We start from the raw sequence: 19,844 nt of genomic DNA, 5'->3' as shown, positions 1-19,844 counted from the left end.
AAGATTCGTGCCCTACGTCGTACTTGTGTCAGAAGATCTGATATTACCTTTTTAGACTTGGATGTACAGAAGAAAGATTACGTCAAATTAACCTTGGTCTGTTTTGCCATTGTGAATGGAATAAGCTCTTTTGAGTCAACCATTGATTTGAATTGGCGACAGATATCAGCCGGAATACTTCCTCCTTCAATATTGATGCCCATTTCTATATTTCTATCAAGTGCAGCTTCGGTCAAGTTGGCACTAGTTATAAATGCCCTTTGCCTATCAGCAACAGCGCACTTTGCGTGTACTCGAGCAAATCCACTTTGATACTTTTCTCTGTTCTCACGTGGCCAAATATAAAACTGAATGTTTGGGATGTTTGTATAGAGCCTCTCAAGTGTCTTTGAAAAAGCGCTTGATGACTCCTTATCCTCAGACTCCAAAAGCATTCTTACTTGTACACCCCTAGCAACTACCTGCTTAAGTGCTTGCTCAACATTGGGGATGTTCACCAATACAAACGAAACAATAAATAACGTCTCTTTAGCAGAATTGATAATGTCTAATAGAACTTGTTCGGACCTTCGAACCGGAAATAAGTTTGAGTCAGGGCCTGTCCATACAAGCTCTGTCGACTCATGCTCTCTTTGTCTTGATGACGCATAAGAGGCGCCGAGTATCAGCGCCGCTAACTCTTCACTTGTAAAGGTGCTGTTCTTCCAAGCGTTTAAAAGTGAATCAAGTGCCTCATTGGACGCTTCCGCATTAAAAAAGCCCTTTAATACAGAAGAATCCATTGATTTAGTCACTTTAATCTTCTTTGAAAGAGACTTTATTTTATCAAAGTGCTGATCTTTGACAACATCATAGATACACCGAAGTAAGTCATCCATTAACAAACAGCCCCAAAAAATGCTGCTCCATCATTATCAAGCGTTGGTACTACCAATGCTCTGTCTAGATAACGGTTGTTTTTTTCACATGAAGTTTCTGCAGTAAAAGTACAAGCGTGGCAAGCCGCAGCATGTAAAGTTCGGTCTTTTTCTGGATTATGCTCTGAGCAAAGTGGATCCGATGAACAAACTCTCGCGCGATTTAATGCTTGATGGAGTAGCCTTTCCAGATTTTCAGCTTTACCTAACTCTACTAGCCCTCCAAGGGTACCATCAGAGTCAGCTACAGCAGTATAAATTAAGATACCAGCTTGGTTATTTTCACCACTTGTATCGCCATAAATTCTTTCACGAATACTCGCCGCGTTGTAACCACACTCAAGAGCGAGCTCTCTAATTAGCATATGAGCAATTGTATGTAACAGGACGTAACGAACCCCGGGGTACCCGCTATCTGGAGATACCCCCCTCGCTCGCCTCCAACCTTTATGCCCATTAAATAACATTTCATTGATGGCCTGAACAGCTGGAATCTTCTCCCATTGATTCAATTCGTCCTCATCGAAGCGAATAAAAATACCTTCACCATGTACTTGGCTAGCAGGTACCCAAGTCGGCTCATCATTACATAACGAAGCCATTGGTGGCTGCTCATCAGGATTATTACTTTCCTCTGGAGCTTCTACTCGAGTAAAACCAATTAAAGCGTTAACTTCCCTCAATCGTTTCAGTAATAAAACATTAGATATTTGCTTTTTGTATTTCGTCGGTACACTTGTCGCTTCACTCAGAAAATGCGGCCAGTCAGTTGGAGGGCTAGGCTCAATGAATACATCCCACTCGGGAACTTTAATATCTTCCTGAGTTACCGTACAACCCACTTCATCATTATTGATAGCTTCTATAACTGACCAAATCTCCTCAGCAGAATATTGGCCGATTCCAGGTAATATTGCATTTTTCACTAATACTTTAAGAATCGCTTTGACTTCAAAAACAGACTCAACATCTGAAAAGTTATCCCAGCCATCCTTAACCAGCTGAATAATAGGATCACGAGTTAGTGGGATAGCTAGGGCAGATAAAGTTATTGGGAACCAGCTATTCGTTGCCCCGAGCAGTACGCCTTTAGCATCTTCATCACAACTAGAATCAAATTTGTCTAAATGAGGGTGTCGTCCCCTACAAGCAGGGAGATTGTCCTTACCTGCTTTTCCAAAAGCCTGCGCTAAATTCCGTTTAGCGTCACATTCATCGCACTTAACCCACAGGTTTTCTGTCTGCAACGAAGCACCGCTTTCGAAGAAACGCAAACCTCCAGTACAAGTAGAATGCCCACCGTGCACATAGTAGCGCCATGGAAAGTCATCTAAATGGCCTTTTCTACATGCCAGAAGAAATCGAGCAGGTACTGCATCTGCATCTTTTGCTGGCTTGTCACCTTTAGAGCCCTGACACATCTTGTGGACAAATCGGGTATTTTCCGGTCTAAACCTACTTTCTTTGACTTCAAATAGATCAGCATCATATTCAGACAACATCCCACACTTCACGCAGCGCAACCATCTAGGAAAGGGTCTAACTGGAACTCCAACTCGTGCTTCCGCCGAAAATGGATCACTAGACTCTTTAATCGCAAAAGGAGGCATTCTCATGCTTTCAACTTGCTGCCCGAGCACTTTTTTTACAGCTGCCAATAACCTTGCTTCAGTGACAGGAGGGCACCTGTCTTTATCCCAACGGTCGATTCCCTGAGTAACAACCGATAGGCTTGGCATATCTATTAACGCTCCTGGTCCATAGGTCCAAAGAAGCTGACTCGGCCTTACATCACCAACAGGAGTAATGTTTGAAATCGTCTTTTTACCACCGCTCATTATGAATCACCTTCTGTTGCACTTTTCTTCTTCACTGGAGGCTTCCAAGAAGGACCATCCGGGAGCTTTTGAGTATTCATTTGTAATTTAACTCCAGGCTCAACTTCACGCATAGACATAGGAACAGTAAATCGCCCCCACTCACCTATACCTGGTTTATTAATCAAAGCGATCTTCGAGTCGACGTTTTCACCTTTTTTCTCATAGGCTACTGTTCGACCAGGAACCTGTGTTTCTTTTACCCACTCATCAACTCTCTGTTTAATAGCAGCGCTTGCTAATTTCCTTGACTCGGAGTTCTCTTCAACCAAGTGCACCCTGTCCGTAATTGAGCTAATCGTTGTTTGAACAATACTTGAGCTTGGCGATTTTAGTTTTGTTGCCCCATCATTAGGGTTCAACTCATCATCGCTTAAACGCATTAAACTCAGCATTGAGCCAGTTAGGCCTCTATCCATCGCTCGAGGTGAAAACGGAGTCACTGATTGAGCTTCAACATGTTTGTAGAATGTCGAATGATAGTGCTCAAAAGTTTCATAGTGGGATAAATCTCTCGGCCTTGACCATGTCAATACGGTACAAACCAGCCCCGGGAAACTACGCCCAACGCGACTTGTAGCCTGGATATATTCGGCAGTACTCTTTGGCTGACCATTGACTGCCATCACTCCAAGTCTGTTAACGTCAACCCCAACTGATAACATGTTGGTTGCTAGTACTACATCAATAGCGCGACTTTCTCCCTCATCCCACCTAGTAACATACTTACCTTCTACAGGATCGAAATCTGCCTTAAATTTAACCTCTAGCTGATCAAGATATTTAGGGATGTCTTGGCTTGATACACGAGAAGTCAACTCTCGTATATTGTTGACACTTCTCTGCTGCAATCCAGGTCGGTCAACCAAACTCATCTGCACTCGGTATGAACGGGTTTGAACATCATCCTCCGCCAGTCGTTTCATACCACCTAACTCACGCAATGAGTTAAAGTAGCCAACACTTGTCATGTACGGATCAGCTACTTCGCCAAAGCGTTCAAACAATGCTTGAGATGCTGTCAAAAATGCTGTGTATACTCGTATCAATACTGCAGGTCTTGCGCTACCTGGGGAACACACTCCGATATAACGGCGACCATAGTGATCTTTGATTGGTCGCTGGACAGAAAAGAAGTTGTCTTCAATATCTAAGCCATGCGGTGGAAACACCGCAACTTGACGATTAAAAACTCCACTAACTTGTTGTTTTGCTTTCCTCACCGTTGCTGTTGAAGCAATAACTTTTGGTCGAATAGACTTACCGCCAAGTGTCCATGAACACAACTCATCGATTGCCGTTTCATATAAGCCCACCATCGTCCCTAGTGGACCACTAATTAGGTGGAACTCATCTTGAATGATTAGATCCGGCGGGCGGATTTCAGAAATAGCTTTAACTTTTACTGTTGGGCCTGCTTTAGATTTTGGATGGTTACCATTACACGAATTCGAATCAAACCAGATCAAACCATGACGTTCACACTCAAGGCTTGCTTTACCAAACAAGTTTTTTATTTCACCTCGCCACGCCATCATCGCAAACTTATCTACCGTGGCAATCATCATTGAAGGTGGACGGTGGTATATCTCTTCATCAACGACTAGAGCTGGAATACCCGGATGTGCTGATTTGGCTGACTTACCTTTAGAAAATTCACAGCGTGCTTTTTTATCACCACAGTAGATTGCTGTTTGTAACTTATCCTTGTTAACCTCAATATGCTTACCAGAGTCTATCTCTTCACCACACCAAGGACAACTCGTTAACTGCGCTGGTGATGAACCTCCTGCATTATATTTATCAGGGTCTCGAATATCTTTTATCGCTTTTGCGCTATCATCAGTGCTACCGGGCGCCACCTTATTGCCAACCCATAAGCCGATAGTAAATGGTGTTTCGCCAAGACGCATATCACCATTTTTCACAGACTCTTGACGAATGACTTCCATTGCACAAATCAATGTAGTCGCACGTTGAAACTGCTGGAGCGTGAGCAGTCTTAGAGTATAACGCATTATTACCGCTAGACCTCGGCTGGCATCATACCCTCCCAAGTTGCCCTGAAAACGACGAATCGACATAGTGAATGCAGCCACACCAAGGTAAGCTTCTGTTTTACCACCACCAGTTGGGAACCATAACAAGTCGGCGAAAGACTCAGCCGACTCCGTTCTATCTTGGTGATCTGGCTGCGCTAGAGCAGGAATAGACAAAAGAAGAAATGCTAGCTGGAATGAACGCCAAGAGTAATTTTTTGGATCTTTATAAAGATCATCAACTTTTATGGTTTTGTCTGTTCTACGTTTATGAGCATAAATGCTCTGTACACGTTGCTTAGCCATGGCACGATTTGCAAAACGAAATGCTTCTAATGCGTTATCATTTTCGGCATTAGCTAACACGCTGATGCCTTCTTTAAGACGTTGATTGATCTCAAAACAACTAGCTATGGCTCGAAATGCAGCGTCGTCATGATTAACAACATCATCACCTATTCGGTGTTTCTGTTCATCTATCCATGCAGTATAGTCATCCGTCATTTGAGTTAACGCAACAACAAGCTCTTCTCTTGTCATTTCAGCTAACTTCAGCATATTCAAATAGCCTTCGGACACCATTGCCTTTAGCGCAGGCCTGTCCCCATCACGGAGGCCTGGAACTTCCGTTACTGGCACTTCATATTGTGGCATGACAACGGTTTTGACTTTCGACGCCCTCTCTACGTCCTTTGATGACACATCTGCATGAACGGCTATACCGTGACCAGAGGCAAATTCCACTTGGTTACGATAAACCATTTCCAATGATTCACGCTCCAAGTCCTCACCATCAGGCTTTAGTACCGGGCGCTTGCGGAAAACGTCTTTGTTTGAAGACTCACTAACCGCTGAAGCTGAAATCTCAGGTTGAAAAACCCAAGCAGTATCTCTGTTTGACTCTGGCTCTTCTTGTGTATTGACCAAGAACACTGAAACAAGTCGATCGCCATTTTCATTAGGCTTTCTCACCGTTCCCTGAATAACGACCGCAGGGTTTTCTTTGTCGATAGCAACAGGCTTGATCGACCCTGTTTCTAACGGTAAGTTTATGGAACCTCCACAAGGTATACGTTGCCAAACTTTAACTTTAGTACCTTGCGATTCTTCACCTGTTTCTGGATCGGTATAAGTCTTGTACATGTCATGCTCATAGAAACGTTCATAACGCCCCCAAGAAGCTTGCAGCTCAATACCTTTCTCCTCACCAGACACGCAGAATGTGAAGCCCATACTTGAAGGAATTAATGATTGGTTCCTCGCGGCATCAACCTCTTCGCTAGAGTCTGGTTCAGGCTTAACGCTGCTGAACGGTGAATCTGATTTAGTCGATGTAGCTTTGACGATTAAATTCTCTGGTTCTTCATCCTCATCTCCAGAACCATCAATACCAAAATCACCACCTTTTTCAGCAGCATCTAATGGCGCCAAACGACCAACTAAATAGCGGTCACGCACGCTCATATCAAGGATTTGCTCATGAGGTCCATTTGCAGGACCTAACAAATCATCCATCACTGCATATTGAAGCAATTCCCGAACGTAAACATCATCTTGAATAAGTGGAACTTCCGCTAGCGTTTTGCCGAAGAGTTTAGGGATCTCTTCAGCAAATACTGTCCATTCAATACGAGATATTTGGCCTGAACGTATAAACGGAACTATTACAGGTGAGTCAGATTTTAGATATTTATCAAAGAATAGCGTTGTTGAATTCAAGTCACTACGCTGACGATAAACTCGACCAACTCCCAGTAGTACATTAGAGCTATCTACAATTAGTAACCAACACCCAGCAATTAAACCTGAGAACACTTCTTTCTTTCCATTGAGTTTAAGACAGTATTCTTGGTGACAAATTGAGTCCTGCACATCCGCCCTATATACTACATAAGCACTATTAACATTTTTATTTACCATTTCAAATCTATTCATGGAAGTCGCCCTGTAAATTTTGATTTATTTTTACCAGTTTATTTATGGCGCTTTTTCTTGCCACATCTGACAATGTATATCTAATATTGTCATTATCTGGAAGGCCGGGTATAACATGAAAGTCAAAACCTAATTCAACATCGTCAAGCTCTAAGTACTTAAACACCATGCTATCTATATTTTTGGTCATCTCTCTTAGCTTAACTATCAACGAATAATCACATTCTGGGGAATGATAAAGGTTATAACATTTAGTAAGACCTATACTATATTCTTTACATGCGTTTCTTTTACACTCATCAAGTTCTTTTCCTATACTTGACAAACTATTTAAAAAGTCCTCTTCTGGTATAGGCAGTGTTTCAATACAGTCGATAGGCGTTACTCTCAGAGTTTGGCCAATGTAAGTACCATGCTTCATAACCCAGTACTGCACAACATTTGAGTTAATAAAGGAGTAAAAACCAAAATCATCATTTGTAAAAACAATCAAAGCTTCAGAATAAATATTATTATTCGGAACAAAAATAGGGTTAAAGTATTTTGTATGCCTTCCAACCACTATGACATTGTCTTTCATATCTCCACAAACTTTAGTTTTTTTCTTAGTAAAGTGATTTCCTCTACCAACTTTTTCATAAAGTTCCTGTCTAGATCGCCAATATAACCACCACATATCCATTATTTTTGAATAGGACTTATGCGAGGACTTTGCTAGCCGATCCGGATATACATTCTCTTTAATATATTCGTAAGGTTCTGAATAATTCTTTGAAGATTCCAAAGACCAATCCCAAAAACAAACAATCCATCGACTCGCTTCTTGTATTGTAGATGTATTTATGTCGTCAGAAGTCAAATAAGGAAAAACAACTTTTTTATTTTTAGGATCCTCCAGCATTTTAATTGCATCATTTTTCTTTAGAGTAAAACCATCGCCTAGCACTAAACTTCCTTGGTATGCTAACCCCTTATTTTCCTTCAGCCGATTCAAGCTATAGTCACTTTCATCACCTAGACTTGATGAAATGAAATCAACAATGTTTGATTTAATTAATTTAATCCCTTTCCAAGAGCCATTTGTGATAAATATCTTTGATACAAATACAGTCGCTTTACCAGGCCAAACTATGGATGGAGAAGCAGAGTAAATAGTACCGCCTTGATTCAAAATACTTTCTAGCCCTAGTTTTCTTGTTTCCCCTTCTGCGATAGTTTTTGAGGCTATTAGCCCCATACTGGAACCTTTCGATAAAAGCCTAAAGCTTTGCAAAAAGAAGTATACAACGAAGTCAGCAGTCCCTTTCTTTCCTTTTGAATAGTCCGATACAAGGTAACTTCTGTAACTTTCTCCAAAATTACTCGATATTTTTTTACCTCCGATAAAAGGGGGATTACCAACAATCGCATCAAAACCACATTTTTTTGAACTAAATACTTCCGGGAACTCTAAACACCAATGAAAGGCCGTTCTTGCTTTCTTCCTGTCTGTTAGGTCAGCAGACAATCCATCTAAAGCTGCAGACTTCAAGTCATGAGTACACTCTAAATCACCAGCTATGGATTGCGGTAACAAAGCTGCAAGAACAGAAGTGTCAGCTAACTTTCCACCAGACTTTAATGTCATACCGACCAAGGCATCTGCTACTAACTTTGGAAACGCTATTGCTTCTTTAACTCGATCAGCCGTAAGTTTCATTTCCGCTATATCAGACACTCTATTTATATCATGAACTGCAATTTGTTTTCTCAGTTCTGCAGCATCTGTTACCCGCTTTTTTACTTGCTCTGCAATAGGTAGCTCTACCAACTGTGATTTTTTAGTTTGTGACAGATTTAAGCTTAAGAAACATAGCTGATCTAGATTATGTATACCAAGCAAACTGTCCCCTGACTTTAGATTATGATCTAAATAGCCAAATGGACGATCCTTCGATAAAGTGACAAGCCAAATTGATAGCTTTGCTAGCTCAACGGCTAGCGGATTAATATCAACACCATACAAGCAACGTTCTGAGATTAATCGCTTTGCAACAATCAAACGCTCCTCAGCATCAATAGGCAACAACTCCATAGTTTCATCGTGAGTCGTTGCTCCCTTCACTGTGACAAAAACACCTGTTTGCTCGGCTAATAACCATGATTCACACACTCGTTCAGCCAGCCATCGACACACTTGAACAAGAAATGCACCAGAGCCCATTGCTGGGTCACAAATTTTTAGTTCAAATAGTTCTTCTGGTGACTTAAGCTGCCACTCTTCGCGAGATTTACCTTCAGCAGGCCCAGTGTATACAACGGGCTCAAGTGTTTCGGTCACTATGGATTCGGTTAGCGATTTAGGCGTATAGTGAGAACCTGTTTCTCGCCTATCAGTACCGGTTGTGAGCATGAAAGCGTTTTTAGGGTAGAGCAAAGGGTTGCCCCAAGCATCAAACCTTAGAAAATGGTAATAAGGCTTAATGCGCTGACAAAGTTCCATGTCGTTATAGCAAGCGACCAGAAGCTTATCGACATCTGCGTCGGTTACTTCTTTATTCAAATCATTCGTGATTCGAGATGGAGAACTTCCCGTACGTTCTTTAAGAAGTTTCTTCAGTGCAGGCAAACCATCAAGAGATGCAGAAGCCAACTCTCCTAACTGGGCCCAAGGCTTTTTGCAGCTTTTGCTACCAGATAACTCCAAAGTAACATCAGGAGCTCGTTTTACTGTCTGCTCTAATAGACCTTCATAGACATAACCAATTTGTTCTACGTCTAGCGCTCGATAAGACAGTGTTCTACCTTGATACAGTTGAATAGCATCAAGGAACAATAAGACAGTTCGATTATCAATCGGCAGAGGTTTTGCTTCATCCTCTAGCCAGCTACTACCTTTTTTCCTGCCTTCTAAGAAAGGGAACCTATCGGGATCAAAAAGCGAGCCGCCCAATGCGGGCATTCGCATATTTTCATGTTCAACACCAGAATAAACAGATCGGAAAATAGCGAGTAAACGCGCCCATGCATTTTTACGATAAGAGAGCACTTCATCACCATGTAGACTCGCATCTTCTCTTAACTTAGCTCGCAGTGTCGATATTGCATAATTAGCTTCATAAGCTTGATCACCTAAGAGCAACAGGCCACGTTCTTCCGCACAAAGTAAAAATACCAAGCGCATCATTAATGTTAATCCAGCCTCGTATAACTCTTCAGGCTCAACGCCTTCCAATAGCTCTCCATTGTGATCATGATTAATACGGTCAATCGACTGAATAAGCACTTCAACCGCTCGACTTACTTGAACACCAAGTGTTTGAGTGACATCATCTTGATGCTGCAATGATTCATCAATTAACTCTGGGAGAGTTTTAGCTTCATCAAAGCCGTTAAATACAACCCCTATGTTAAACAGGCTATAGAATGCTTTTAACGTTATAGGTTCAAGTCCCCATAGACGAGCATACCAGCTGGCATAGGTTGTTATTCCCCCAGCAGGAGCATCAATGAACATCCATTGTTCTCCATTTGTGATCAGCCCTAGTCGAGTTCCAACACCTCTACAGAGGTGCGCCATTCGTTCCGCTAGCGTTGTAGACCAACTATCCCCAGTTAATACTTCACTTAAAGCTGTACCTGCCGGATAGGTTTGTATCAACATATAAGGCTTAGTTTCATCACTGGCAACAACTGCATATTCAGGCTTTATCGTTACTTGATGTTCCGGAATAGTAACTTCAATGGAGGCATGCATCTTAGATTGATCTTTTAGTACATCCCCATCTTCATCCTCGTCTAGCTCCAATCCAAATTTTAAAACCCAGTTGGTCCATTGCTGATGAATCTTGTCTTTGATTTTTAGATCTTCTGGTGCATCACTATCAATGACTTCTCGCCATTCATCGTAGGTTTGACGAAACTGTCTCCTCTTTACTGAGTCTAGTTTTTCAAGTCCCTGTGGAAATGCTTGGTTTAGAATAGGCTCAGCCAGAAACGGGCCTGATACTTCAATGAGTGACAGCCAGTCAGCATGTTGATTTGTGGAAAATGCCATCAGTTCGCCTCACATAGGTTATCTGGTACCAGGAAAATTACTGCTACGGGGAATGTACGGTCGGTGTAGTTTGCGTAGCGTTTCTCGATTGCTTCGGTCTCTGCTTTTTTGTCCGACTCGATTCGCTGCTGCCTTGCTTCAATTGCAGCTCTGTCTTTTCTCACTTCAGTCCTCTCATCTTCTCCAAATAAGCTCAACTGTTCGTGAAGAACACCTTCGAGTGATAACTGTTCACCAATTGAGTGATCTAACTCATCAAGCACGGTAGTAATATCGTCTATCTCTTTCTGTTTGAGGCGATCTAGAGTACTTTTCAAATTGGTAAGGCGCTCTTTTGATCTTGCTTCTAAAGACTGATGAATCGATTGGGCTTGATTCGTAAACCTGGTTTTTAACGCATCTTTCGTTTGCTGAGAGACATATGCTGGTGTTGATAGCTCAAGCCATGTGTTTATTTGATTCACACCTCGCTCTCGACTATATCCACTGTCTTTGAGATAACCACCAGCATAGGTAATTTCTTCGTGTAGGCGGTTATGAATCCCACCAACTACAACTAACCTTGATGCAATAATCGCAACCACACTTTGCAGTTCTGTAGAAGGGACACTCCTTACTGTGACTCGATGGAGCTTATCGTCTTTCTCCCAAACTTTGCTTCGTAATAGCCGCAAACACATTTGCACTAAACGATGATTCAAGTGCACCAGCACTACATCATCTCTCCCTTTAGCTACATTATGATCAAATGTTATTGGTCTAATTTGTTTAGTAAAAGGATGGCGTAAACCTTTGTTACAAGGCGCCCAAGAGCCTGTAAACTCAGGCATTATGAACACACATCCCTCAGGTGCATTTGAGATAGTTGTTGGTTTTAGTGGCGGTTTCTGAGCAACTTCCAAGGCTGTCTGAACGGCAGCTAATACATGTTTAGGTGTTAGGTGAAAATCGTCTTGAGTCGAGATAAGTTGCTGGTGTAAACGTTTTATCTTTTCTTGTAAGTCTCGCTCGGCTCTAACCGCCTTTCTCGCTTTAGCCATTTTGGCTTCAGCTTGTAGTGTATTAAGCTCAGAGGCTCGACCTTCAATTAATCCCGCCATTTGAGGAGCGATGACCGGGTTTACACTCCCCATATCTTCACGCATCGACTCTAGCTTGATAAGCGCTCTGATGATGTCATCTTTATGACCACCAATAGTGTCACTATCGGTTGCTGATCCAGCATCAACAGGGTGCCAAATTAGAATTTCCTTTGCTTTTTGGCCGTGTCGGTCGATACGACCATTCCGCTGTTCCATTACATTTGGATTGTATGGAATTTCTAAGTGTATTAGACAATTACAATGATTCTGTAAATCAATACCTTCGGAAGCTGCATCTGTAGCTAGTAGGATTCTGACGTCAGACTGCTCTGGATGGGTTTGAAAAGCAGCCTTAACATCCTCACGCTCTTCATGATCCATACCGCCATTGATGATAGCCAAGCGTTTACCAGCCAACCCTTTCTCAGTAAGAATTTTTTCCACCCATTGTTGGGTAGTCCGATACTCCGTGAATAGAATTACGCGCTGGTTATTCCACTTTTTACCATCTTTTAAGTTCCGGTTTATCCAGCCACAAATAGCTTCAGCTTTTGAATCTGATTGGTGTTGTGCTACTTGAGCCCAACTCCTCAATTCATTTATTAAGATCCGCTCTTGCTGACTCGGTGGTACCGTTCGACGACTTGCCTCCTCGATCGCTTCTTCTTGCGCCATCTCAAAATCTTGATCATTTGCATAATCTTCGTCAGCTTTAAGCATCGCTTTGCGAAGGATACGCTCTTCAATAGCTGTCGTTTGTGTTGACTCAGATGCCTTGTTTAGAGTGTTGATATGTTTTTCTAGCGTTGATGCAAAAGACGCTGGTGAAGAGAAGAGTCTTTTCTTAAGTAAACCGTTAACAAACTTTGTTGCCATAGCATTTTTTGCATCAGCGTTTGATAACTCACGACTTTGCGCATACTGATCAAGCTTTTTATGCATGCTGCGCTCGAGCTCAGTGAAATTAACCTCCAAAGCTTGCAACTTTCTCTTCGGATAAAGAGCCTCTCCATTTTCATCGACAAGATCGGTTTTCAAACGCCTAATCATGACTTTCTGGAGTTGTTTCTCGTTCGGTAAGATATTGCGAGAGAAACGCTGGTCATCAAGGATTTCTAACAGCGATGTAAATGACTCTGTGTAGCCATTGTGGGGTGTCGCCGTTAAAAACAACTTGTGCTGAAAGTGTGGTGAGATTTCTCGAATAATTTTTGTGCGCTGACTTGCAACTGCGTAATTGGCTGAACCAGAAGGAGCGACATTATGCGCTTCATCAATGACCAACATATCAAACTTACGAGGGTACTCTGCTTTTGCAGGCATAATTTCTCGGAGTAGTCTTAAACCTTCACCACTTTTGATCCAGTCTTGCGAAGCAATAAGTCGAGGAAACGAAGTCCAAGGGTTTGCGTGAATCCCTCGCTCGCGGCGAAGTTGTTTCACATACTCGGTATTTACAACTTTGAACTCCAAACCGAACTTTTCTTGCATTTCATCTTGCCATTTCAATTGCAAAGAGGCCGGGCAAATGATGAGCACCGTTCGTGCGCGATGACGGATTAGCATCTCCTGAATGACTAAGCCGGCTTCAATGGTTTTACCTAAACCAACATCATCAGAAATAAGTAGATTAACGCGAGCCATATTGATAGCTCTCACTAGAGGATCAAGTTGGAAGTTCTCAATACTTACGCCACTACGAAATGGGGATTGTAAAAAACCTCTATCAGCATTTGTAGCAGCCCCCCAACGTACAGCATCTAGAAATGCATCCAGCTTGCTTGCGTCGTCAAAACCCGTGATTTCTGGCAAGCCTGATTTTTCGATAATGTGAGCGCCAGGCTCAATCTCCCAGATCACTTCAAGCTCTTCGCCTAAGCCATCTTCATCAATAGAGGATAACGTTACATAATTTTGCTTTTTATGAAATGAGGTTGAGAGTTGTGAGGTGTTCACGTCAGCGACAATCCATTGTCGCTTTCTGACTTCAACCAGTTGACCTGGTTCTGGAGTGACTGAGTATTCGATGGTTTGTGTCATAGCTGCTTATTGCTGATAGGAAAGACAGCCCACGACTTTAGCATTGAATACTCGGCTATGCGGAATTTCTTAAACACTGAAGTGCATCACACCAATAGGTTAGCTGTATTTTTTTCATTCTGACACATAAAACTCTACACTATCTAGCCTTAAAGTAAAAACTACTGATTGGGTTGCTGGGTGATATGATTCACTAGAGAAGTACCGACTATTTCACCAAGGCGCACAGGTACTGCGTTTCCGATCATTTTACCAAGGTTTTTCATCGCATATACACCTCCTGGCTCGACAAACTCATAATCATCAGGAAACGACTGTAAAATTGCAGCTTCCCTCAATGAAATTGCTCTATCTTGGGTTGGGTGTCCAAAACGACCATTCCCAAAGCCAAAGCACTGAGTAGTGATAGTTGGACTCGGCTCATCCCATGTCATACGACCATAAACGCTAGCATAGCTTTTTCCACTAGCTTTAGTATGGCATTTAGCTCGCAGCTCATCAGGCCAATCTCGCCACGTACCTCCCGGTTTTGAGGCTTTTATGCGCTTCAAATTCAACTCAGACAAGCCACTTGAGCGGTGCAACGGATCATGCTGGCTAACACTACCCGCCTTAATTCTAGGAAGATGACCTATAACATCTTTGACTGTTGTATATTTACTTTTATCGTGAGTTGGTTTTATTAATTCAATTTTTCCCAGACGGGAAGCCAACAAAACGAGTCTACTTCTAGTTTGTGCCATCCCATATTCCGGACAGAAAACAACTCTCTCATCAACAAAGTAGCCTTCTGATTTTAGGTCTTCTTTGAAGTCAGCGTAGACTTTATGCTTATTCAAATCAGAGACATTTTCCATTGTAATAAGGTCAGGTTGAGATTCTTTAACTAAGCGAGCGAAATGATAAAGTAAGCCCCACCTCTCATCTTGAGCGTTAAGCTTCGCCTGAGTGTACTTCGAGAAAGGTTGACAAGGTGCACAGCCAGCAAGTAACGAATACGCACTATCGTCAAATCTTGACTTAATATCTTCAGCTGTGACATCCACTACACTTTTTAGAACAAACTCAGCACTGTTGTTATACTCATACGGAAATTTACAGTTCACCTCTATATCAAACCCAGCTTTTACATCAATTCCTGCCTTTTGTAGGCCATGGGTCAGGCCACCAGCACCACAAAATAGGTCAACACCTACGATTTCCACTTTATCACCAAAACTAAATTCAACCCTACTAATAGCTTACCATTATATGGATGAAGCGCCGAATATACAGCAAATCTCTCACAGAAAAAACTAAACCTCAGGAACATAAGTCATTGTTATTGTATGTTTTATTAGCCACTGCTGATAGAAAGCCACGCCTTTTAAGCGGTGGCGAAAAGATGAAAGTGGCGATGTTAGCGGTAGCCCACCAGCACGCCCAGCCACTATTACTGTTGGATGAGCCGGACAATCATCTCGACATCTCAGCCAAACACGCACTGGTCGATGCGCTTAATCATTATCAAGGTGCCTATATATTGGTCAGCCATGACGATGCCTTTACTGATGCGCTGCATCTAACCCACCAATGGGAGCTTGGATATCATGCTGCCAACAGCTTGCCAAGTGATCGATAAAGTGGCGCACGACAGGCTGTTGATAACTACGCGATAAATAGACCGCCCACAGTGCACTGGGCGGTAAGCGATAATCGGTCAGCAAAGGTATTAATTCCCCTTGCTCCACATAGGGATTGGCTAAATCACATGGCACACGGACAATCCCTTTTCCCATTCGCGCCGCATTGACCAAGGTGCCTAAGTCGTTGGCGTGAATCGGCCCACTCACTCTTATCTCTTCTCGGCGACTGTCTTTAATAAACTGCCAATGATCACCGCTGACATGAATTAAGCACGGGTGATCAATCAGATCGCTCGGGTGATTAGGCTGCGACGCGTGGGCTATATATGCCGGTGACGCACACACGATAGAATCGATGGCCATGAGTTTGCGGGCAATTAAATGCTCATCCGGCTGAGGTGTGAAGCGTAATGCAATATCGACCCGCTCATCCACTAAGGGCGTAAATTGGTCGGAGGCAATCACTTCAATCACGACCTCTGGATGCGCATCGGTAAATTGCGTTACTGGCGCAACAAGGATCCCTTGTGCTAACCCGATTGGCGCAGCGACTCGAATACGACCGGTTAAGGCGCCGTGTAATCGTCCAGTCGTCAACGTTAACGCCGCCGCTTCGTCCAAAATACGCTGGCAATGACCATAGGCTTGCTCACCGGCATACGTTAAGCTGACTTTACGCGTTGTCCGATGCAACAGACGCTGCGAAAGCCATTGCTCGACTTCTTGCACATGCCTTGAAACCTGCAAACGCGTTAGCCCGAGTTGTTCGGCCGCCCGCGTAAAGCTTTTGCAATTGGCCACTTCTACAAAACTACGTATTGCCGTAAGCCTATCCATATTGTCTCTTTAATTGATACAAACTGTATCCATTATGATTGTTTATCCAATAAATGAAAGCTAATAAGCTACATCCATCCAAGCAATCACAGCATGAGGAAGACAATATGAAAATCGCAATTATTGGTGCAACAGGTTGGATCGGTAGCCAAATCGTCGAAGAAGCGCGTCATCGTGGGCATGAGGTTATCGCTCTTGTCCGTCAGCCAGAAAAAGTGACCCGCGACGATGTCGAGGTGCGTCAATTCGACTTGCTGAATAACCATCACTCTGTACAACAGGCCGTAGCTGACGCTGATGCAGTCATTGCCGCCGTGGGCGGGCGCGCTGCAGGCAACCATGAGATGGTGGCAAACAGCGCTAAGCGCTTAATTGACGAGTTACCCGCCGCTAACGTCAAACGTTTACTCTGGGTCGGCGGTGCTGGCTCACTAGAAGTTTCACCGGGAGTCGAGCTGGTCAGCCTGCCCGACTTCCCTGACGCTTATAAAGCAGAAGCGCTCGCTCAAGGCGACGCTTTGAAGGTATTCCGTGGGCACGCCCATACCCTAGATTGGACGTTCGTCAGCCCTGCCGCAGAGATTTTCCCGGGTGACAAAATAGGCCGCTATCGCGTTGGCGCGGATACCTTGCTTACCGATGACCATGGTGACAGCAAAATCAGCGTTGCTGACTATGCTATCGCGATGATCGACGAACTGGAAAGTGGCGCCCACCGTCGCCAACGTATCGGTGTGGCTTACTAATCCAAGCTCATTGCCCTGCGTGCTCACCCGCCAACCAAGGTTGCGTGAGTGAGACCGTCTGGGCATCAAAATCAATACAGGCTTGAGCCCCCAAAGGTATGGTTAACATCGGATGCGTATGGCAACTGTCAAAACCATCAACCACAGCGAGCGGTTTCCCATCGAGTATTTCTTCAAGAACGTCATAGGTTGAACTAATCGGTCACGTCCAGAAAATAATACTGGCTAACGTCGCAAATAAAACCAAAAGATTCAAAAAGATGATGAGCGGAGGACGAATCGCGAGCCAGCGCTATGGTTACTTTTCAGTGTAAGCGCCGTCGCGACGTTCTGCTGTCTACACCTCAACAGGCGAGCATAAAGAACAAAATGTATACCGTCACACTACGTTGAAATCGTTCACAGTATCTAGGTTGATATGAAAGCCAATCTAAAAAGTTATAGTGCATAAGGTGACATAAATAAGGCGGCTAAACGCCGCCTCAGTATCTATCGACCCCTGCACGGGTATAGGATCGTTTGGGTAGGTCCGTATTGCGTCATGTTCCGATTACGCCATTGAGCGGGTGCGATACCACTTTACTGTAACAGGCGCGAGCTCTTTTAACGCGTTACGCACCATGACAAATGGCACTTTGATGAAGTAGAACGACATCAACACCATCATCATAGGATCTGCATAAACCGCATAATCCGACCAAGGTGAATGCGCCACTAACCAAGCACCTAGAAAGCCCAAGGTGACCGCCAGACTTAATAAGGTGTCCATTTGCCACTGGCGCGATTCCGCCTCCACCAACTGGCTTTGCCCTGCTTGGTTTTTACGCGCAATCATCCACCATCCGTAACCGCAACCCACCACGTTGATAATACCAAATAGCACTGCCAATGACGGGTTAACCGCACGTCCGCCTTCGACCAAGGAGGAGACCGCTTCATACAGAGAATAACTCACCAACAACATAATCACAGCGCCTTTAATGGCGACAACAAGCGGAGTAAGCAGCGCACGTGTGATCGGCCGTGCGTAGCGCGAGTGGATATACCATGACGCTCCCAGTGACAACAAAGTTAACACTAGACTAATCAACGAGTAGATACCGTCGAACATAATCACTAAAGAGCCAGCAATCCATCCAACGGCAAGGCCGGCGATGGCAAACCCCAATGCGAGAAGGGCCGAAAACACTAATACTGACTTTTCATTGATCACGTTTTGAGGAGACATAAAACACCAAAAGTAGAAAACACGCACATATTCTTGGTGCTACTGCGCCGCTTTACAAACACGAACTTGCTGACATTTTCATCACTCTGTTAGACGTTAAATAAAAACCATATAATTTCAATTACTTACAAGCAAAAGTAACTGTCAATATTTCTGACAGTGAGTGTTCTAAACAAGTTTTAGTTATGAGATAGCGCTAAATCGCATTTTGCTTGCATATAACTTTTACGCATACTAAATCTAAATTTAGATTCTTTATGGACTAAGAAGATGAGAAAAGGCGTGTTACTCGCGGCAATTAGCTTGCAGCTTTTCCTCGCGATAACCAGCACAGGATGGTGGCAGTTTGGTGCGGCACTCAGTGCGTTTCTGTTGGTCGCGGTATTACGTTTACCTCAGGACACGCCGCATGAGTGAACCTGAGGCAACGATGGAGACTAGGCAGCGAGCAGCAGCCAAGCAAGCGATGTACAGGAGATAATCACCCACAGCGCAACACCAAACAGTAAAGGCTTAGGGCCTGCCGTGCGTAGCTGGGTGACAGAAATACTGCAGCCGATTAAGAATAAACACACCACTAATACTTGCTTTGAAATGGCGAAAATCACTTCATAGATAGGTTGCGCTTGGACAAAGACATCACTGATACCAATCGCCAGACAATAGAAAACGATAAAGTACGGAATCGTGATTTTTTTAGCGTGGCTGCGAAACATGAGTGCGCTGACAAACGCCACAGGCACAATCCATAATGCGCGCGCAAGTTTGAGGGTGGTCGCAGTCGTTAGTGCTTGCTCACCATAAGCGGACGCCGCGCCCACCACCGATGACGTATCATGAATCGCGATCGCCGCCCAGGTTCCAAACGTGTGCTGATCTAGCCCCAGCGCATGTCCTACCATAGGAAACACAAACAGCGCCAATGAATTCAACACAAACACCGTGCCTAACGCCAGACCAATTTGTTTATCATCCGCGTTGATAGCGGGCGAGACAGCTGCGATTGCACTGCCGCCACAAATCGCAGTGCCTGAGGCAATCAGGTGACCGGTCTTTTTATCCAGTCCCATAAGTTTGGCCAGTAATGTGCCAAAAACCAGCGTGCCTGCAATGGTGGCAATAATCAGCCCTACCCCATCGCCTGTCACGGCGAGCGCCTCTTGCAGTGGGATACCAAACCCTAGACCCACAATCGAATAAGCCAGCAATTTTTTGGTGATTTTGGTGAGGGGGATTGCGCTTGGTACCCAGCCCAAGGAGGTTAACAAAAAGCCCAGCACCAGAGCGATCGGCGAGCTTACCCAAGGGGTTAAACAGGCTAACACAGCCAATGAAAAAGGAAGATAACGCGTGTATGCGGTCATAATGATGCTCAGTAAAAATCAGTGACGGCATTGTAGCGCTCGGTAGGTGTTCAGAAAATCTTAAACTTTTTAACCTAGGTTAAGTTTTTCTTAACCTATATGGCAACCTATTGAAAAA

11 protein-coding genes and 1 pseudogene are annotated in these 19,844 nt (G+C 43.7%); 3 read left to right on the top strand and 9 right to left on the bottom strand.

The annotated features are described in order from the left end of the window. Positions 1-77 precede the first annotated feature (77 nt). From drmC to N8M53_RS05395, 6 genes are all read right to left on the bottom strand, one after another. Positions 78-878, bottom strand: coding sequence for a DISARM system phospholipase D-like protein DrmC (drmC, locus tag N8M53_RS05420; RefSeq protein WP_269579765.1), 801 nt, complete (start codon positions 876-878; stop codon positions 78-80). Further along, entirely contained in the window at positions 878-2,755 is a 1,878-nt protein-coding gene (gene drmB / locus N8M53_RS05415) for a DUF1998 domain-containing protein (RefSeq protein WP_269579764.1), read from the bottom strand. The genes drmC and drmB overlap by 1 nt, the downstream gene beginning before the upstream one ends. After that, a complete protein-coding gene (gene drmA, locus N8M53_RS05410) occupies positions 2,755-6,768 on the bottom strand; it encodes a DISARM system helicase DrmA (RefSeq protein ID WP_269579763.1) in 4,014 nt (1,337 codons plus the stop codon). Before drmA ends, drmB begins: the two co-directional genes overlap by 1 nt. Continuing rightward, positions 6,761-10,804, bottom strand: a complete 4,044-nt coding sequence (locus tag N8M53_RS05405; RefSeq protein WP_269579762.1) for an Eco57I restriction-modification methylase domain-containing protein — start codon at positions 10,802-10,804, stop codon at positions 6,761-6,763. The genes drmA and N8M53_RS05405 overlap by 8 nt, the downstream gene beginning before the upstream one ends. After that, positions 10,804-13,926 carry a DISARM system SNF2-like helicase DrmD gene (drmD, locus tag N8M53_RS05400; RefSeq protein WP_269579761.1) on the bottom strand — a complete coding sequence of 1,041 codons (3,123 nt, stop codon included), beginning with the start codon at positions 13,924-13,926 and terminating at the stop codon, positions 10,804-10,806. Before drmD ends, N8M53_RS05405 begins: the two co-directional genes overlap by 1 nt. Positions 13,927-14,087: 161 nt before the next feature. Next, positions 14,088-15,131, bottom strand: coding sequence for a DNA cytosine methyltransferase (locus tag N8M53_RS05395; RefSeq protein WP_269579760.1), 1,044 nt, complete (start codon positions 15,129-15,131; stop codon positions 14,088-14,090). Positions 15,132-15,244: 113 nt separating this feature from the next. On the opposite strand from N8M53_RS05395, the gene N8M53_RS05390 reads away from it, so the two are divergent. Next, the gene (locus tag N8M53_RS05390) at positions 15,245-15,547 is read left to right on the top strand and encodes an AAA family ATPase (RefSeq protein WP_420066598.1); all 303 of its coding nucleotides are present in this window, start codon (positions 15,245-15,247) and stop codon (positions 15,545-15,547) included. Here the strand turns inward: N8M53_RS05390 and N8M53_RS05385 are convergent. After that, positions 15,471-16,388 (bottom strand): LysR family transcriptional regulator, encoded by a 918-nt coding sequence (locus N8M53_RS05385; protein ID WP_269579759.1) that lies wholly within the window; start codon positions 16,386-16,388, stop codon positions 15,471-15,473. The genes N8M53_RS05390 and N8M53_RS05385 overlap by 77 nt on opposite strands. A gap of 107 nt (positions 16,389-16,495) precedes the next feature. Between N8M53_RS05385 and N8M53_RS05380 the strand changes: the two genes are divergently transcribed. After that, on the top strand, positions 16,496-17,134 hold the full coding sequence (locus tag N8M53_RS05380; protein WP_269579758.1) for an NAD(P)-dependent oxidoreductase: 639 nt from the start codon (positions 16,496-16,498) through the stop codon (positions 17,132-17,134). 595 nt (positions 17,135-17,729) lie between these two features. On the opposite strand, the pseudogene N8M53_RS05375 reads toward N8M53_RS05380, so the two are convergent. After that, positions 17,730-18,362, bottom strand: a pseudogene (locus tag N8M53_RS05375) (cation transporter); the annotation flags it as partial. Between the two features lie 270 nt (positions 18,363-18,632). Between N8M53_RS05375 and N8M53_RS05370 the strand changes: the two are divergent. Beyond that, the gene (locus tag N8M53_RS05370; RefSeq protein ID WP_155522538.1) at positions 18,633-18,779 is read left to right on the top strand and encodes a hypothetical protein; all 147 of its coding nucleotides are present in this window, start codon (positions 18,633-18,635) and stop codon (positions 18,777-18,779) included. Between the two features lie 20 nt (positions 18,780-18,799). Here N8M53_RS05370 and N8M53_RS05365 read toward each other — a convergent pair whose 3' ends face one another. Continuing rightward, on the bottom strand, positions 18,800-19,726 hold the full coding sequence (locus tag N8M53_RS05365) for a YeiH family protein (RefSeq protein WP_269579757.1): 927 nt from the start codon (positions 19,724-19,726) through the stop codon (positions 18,800-18,802). Between the last annotated feature and the right edge of the window lie 118 nt (positions 19,727-19,844).

Source organism: Salinivibrio kushneri, assembly GCF_027286325.1.
Lineage (GTDB): Bacteria > Pseudomonadota > Gammaproteobacteria > Enterobacterales > Vibrionaceae > Salinivibrio > Salinivibrio kushneri_A.
The sequence above is the reverse complement of the archived record's forward strand: the minus strand, read 5'-3'. Positions and strand labels throughout refer to the sequence as shown.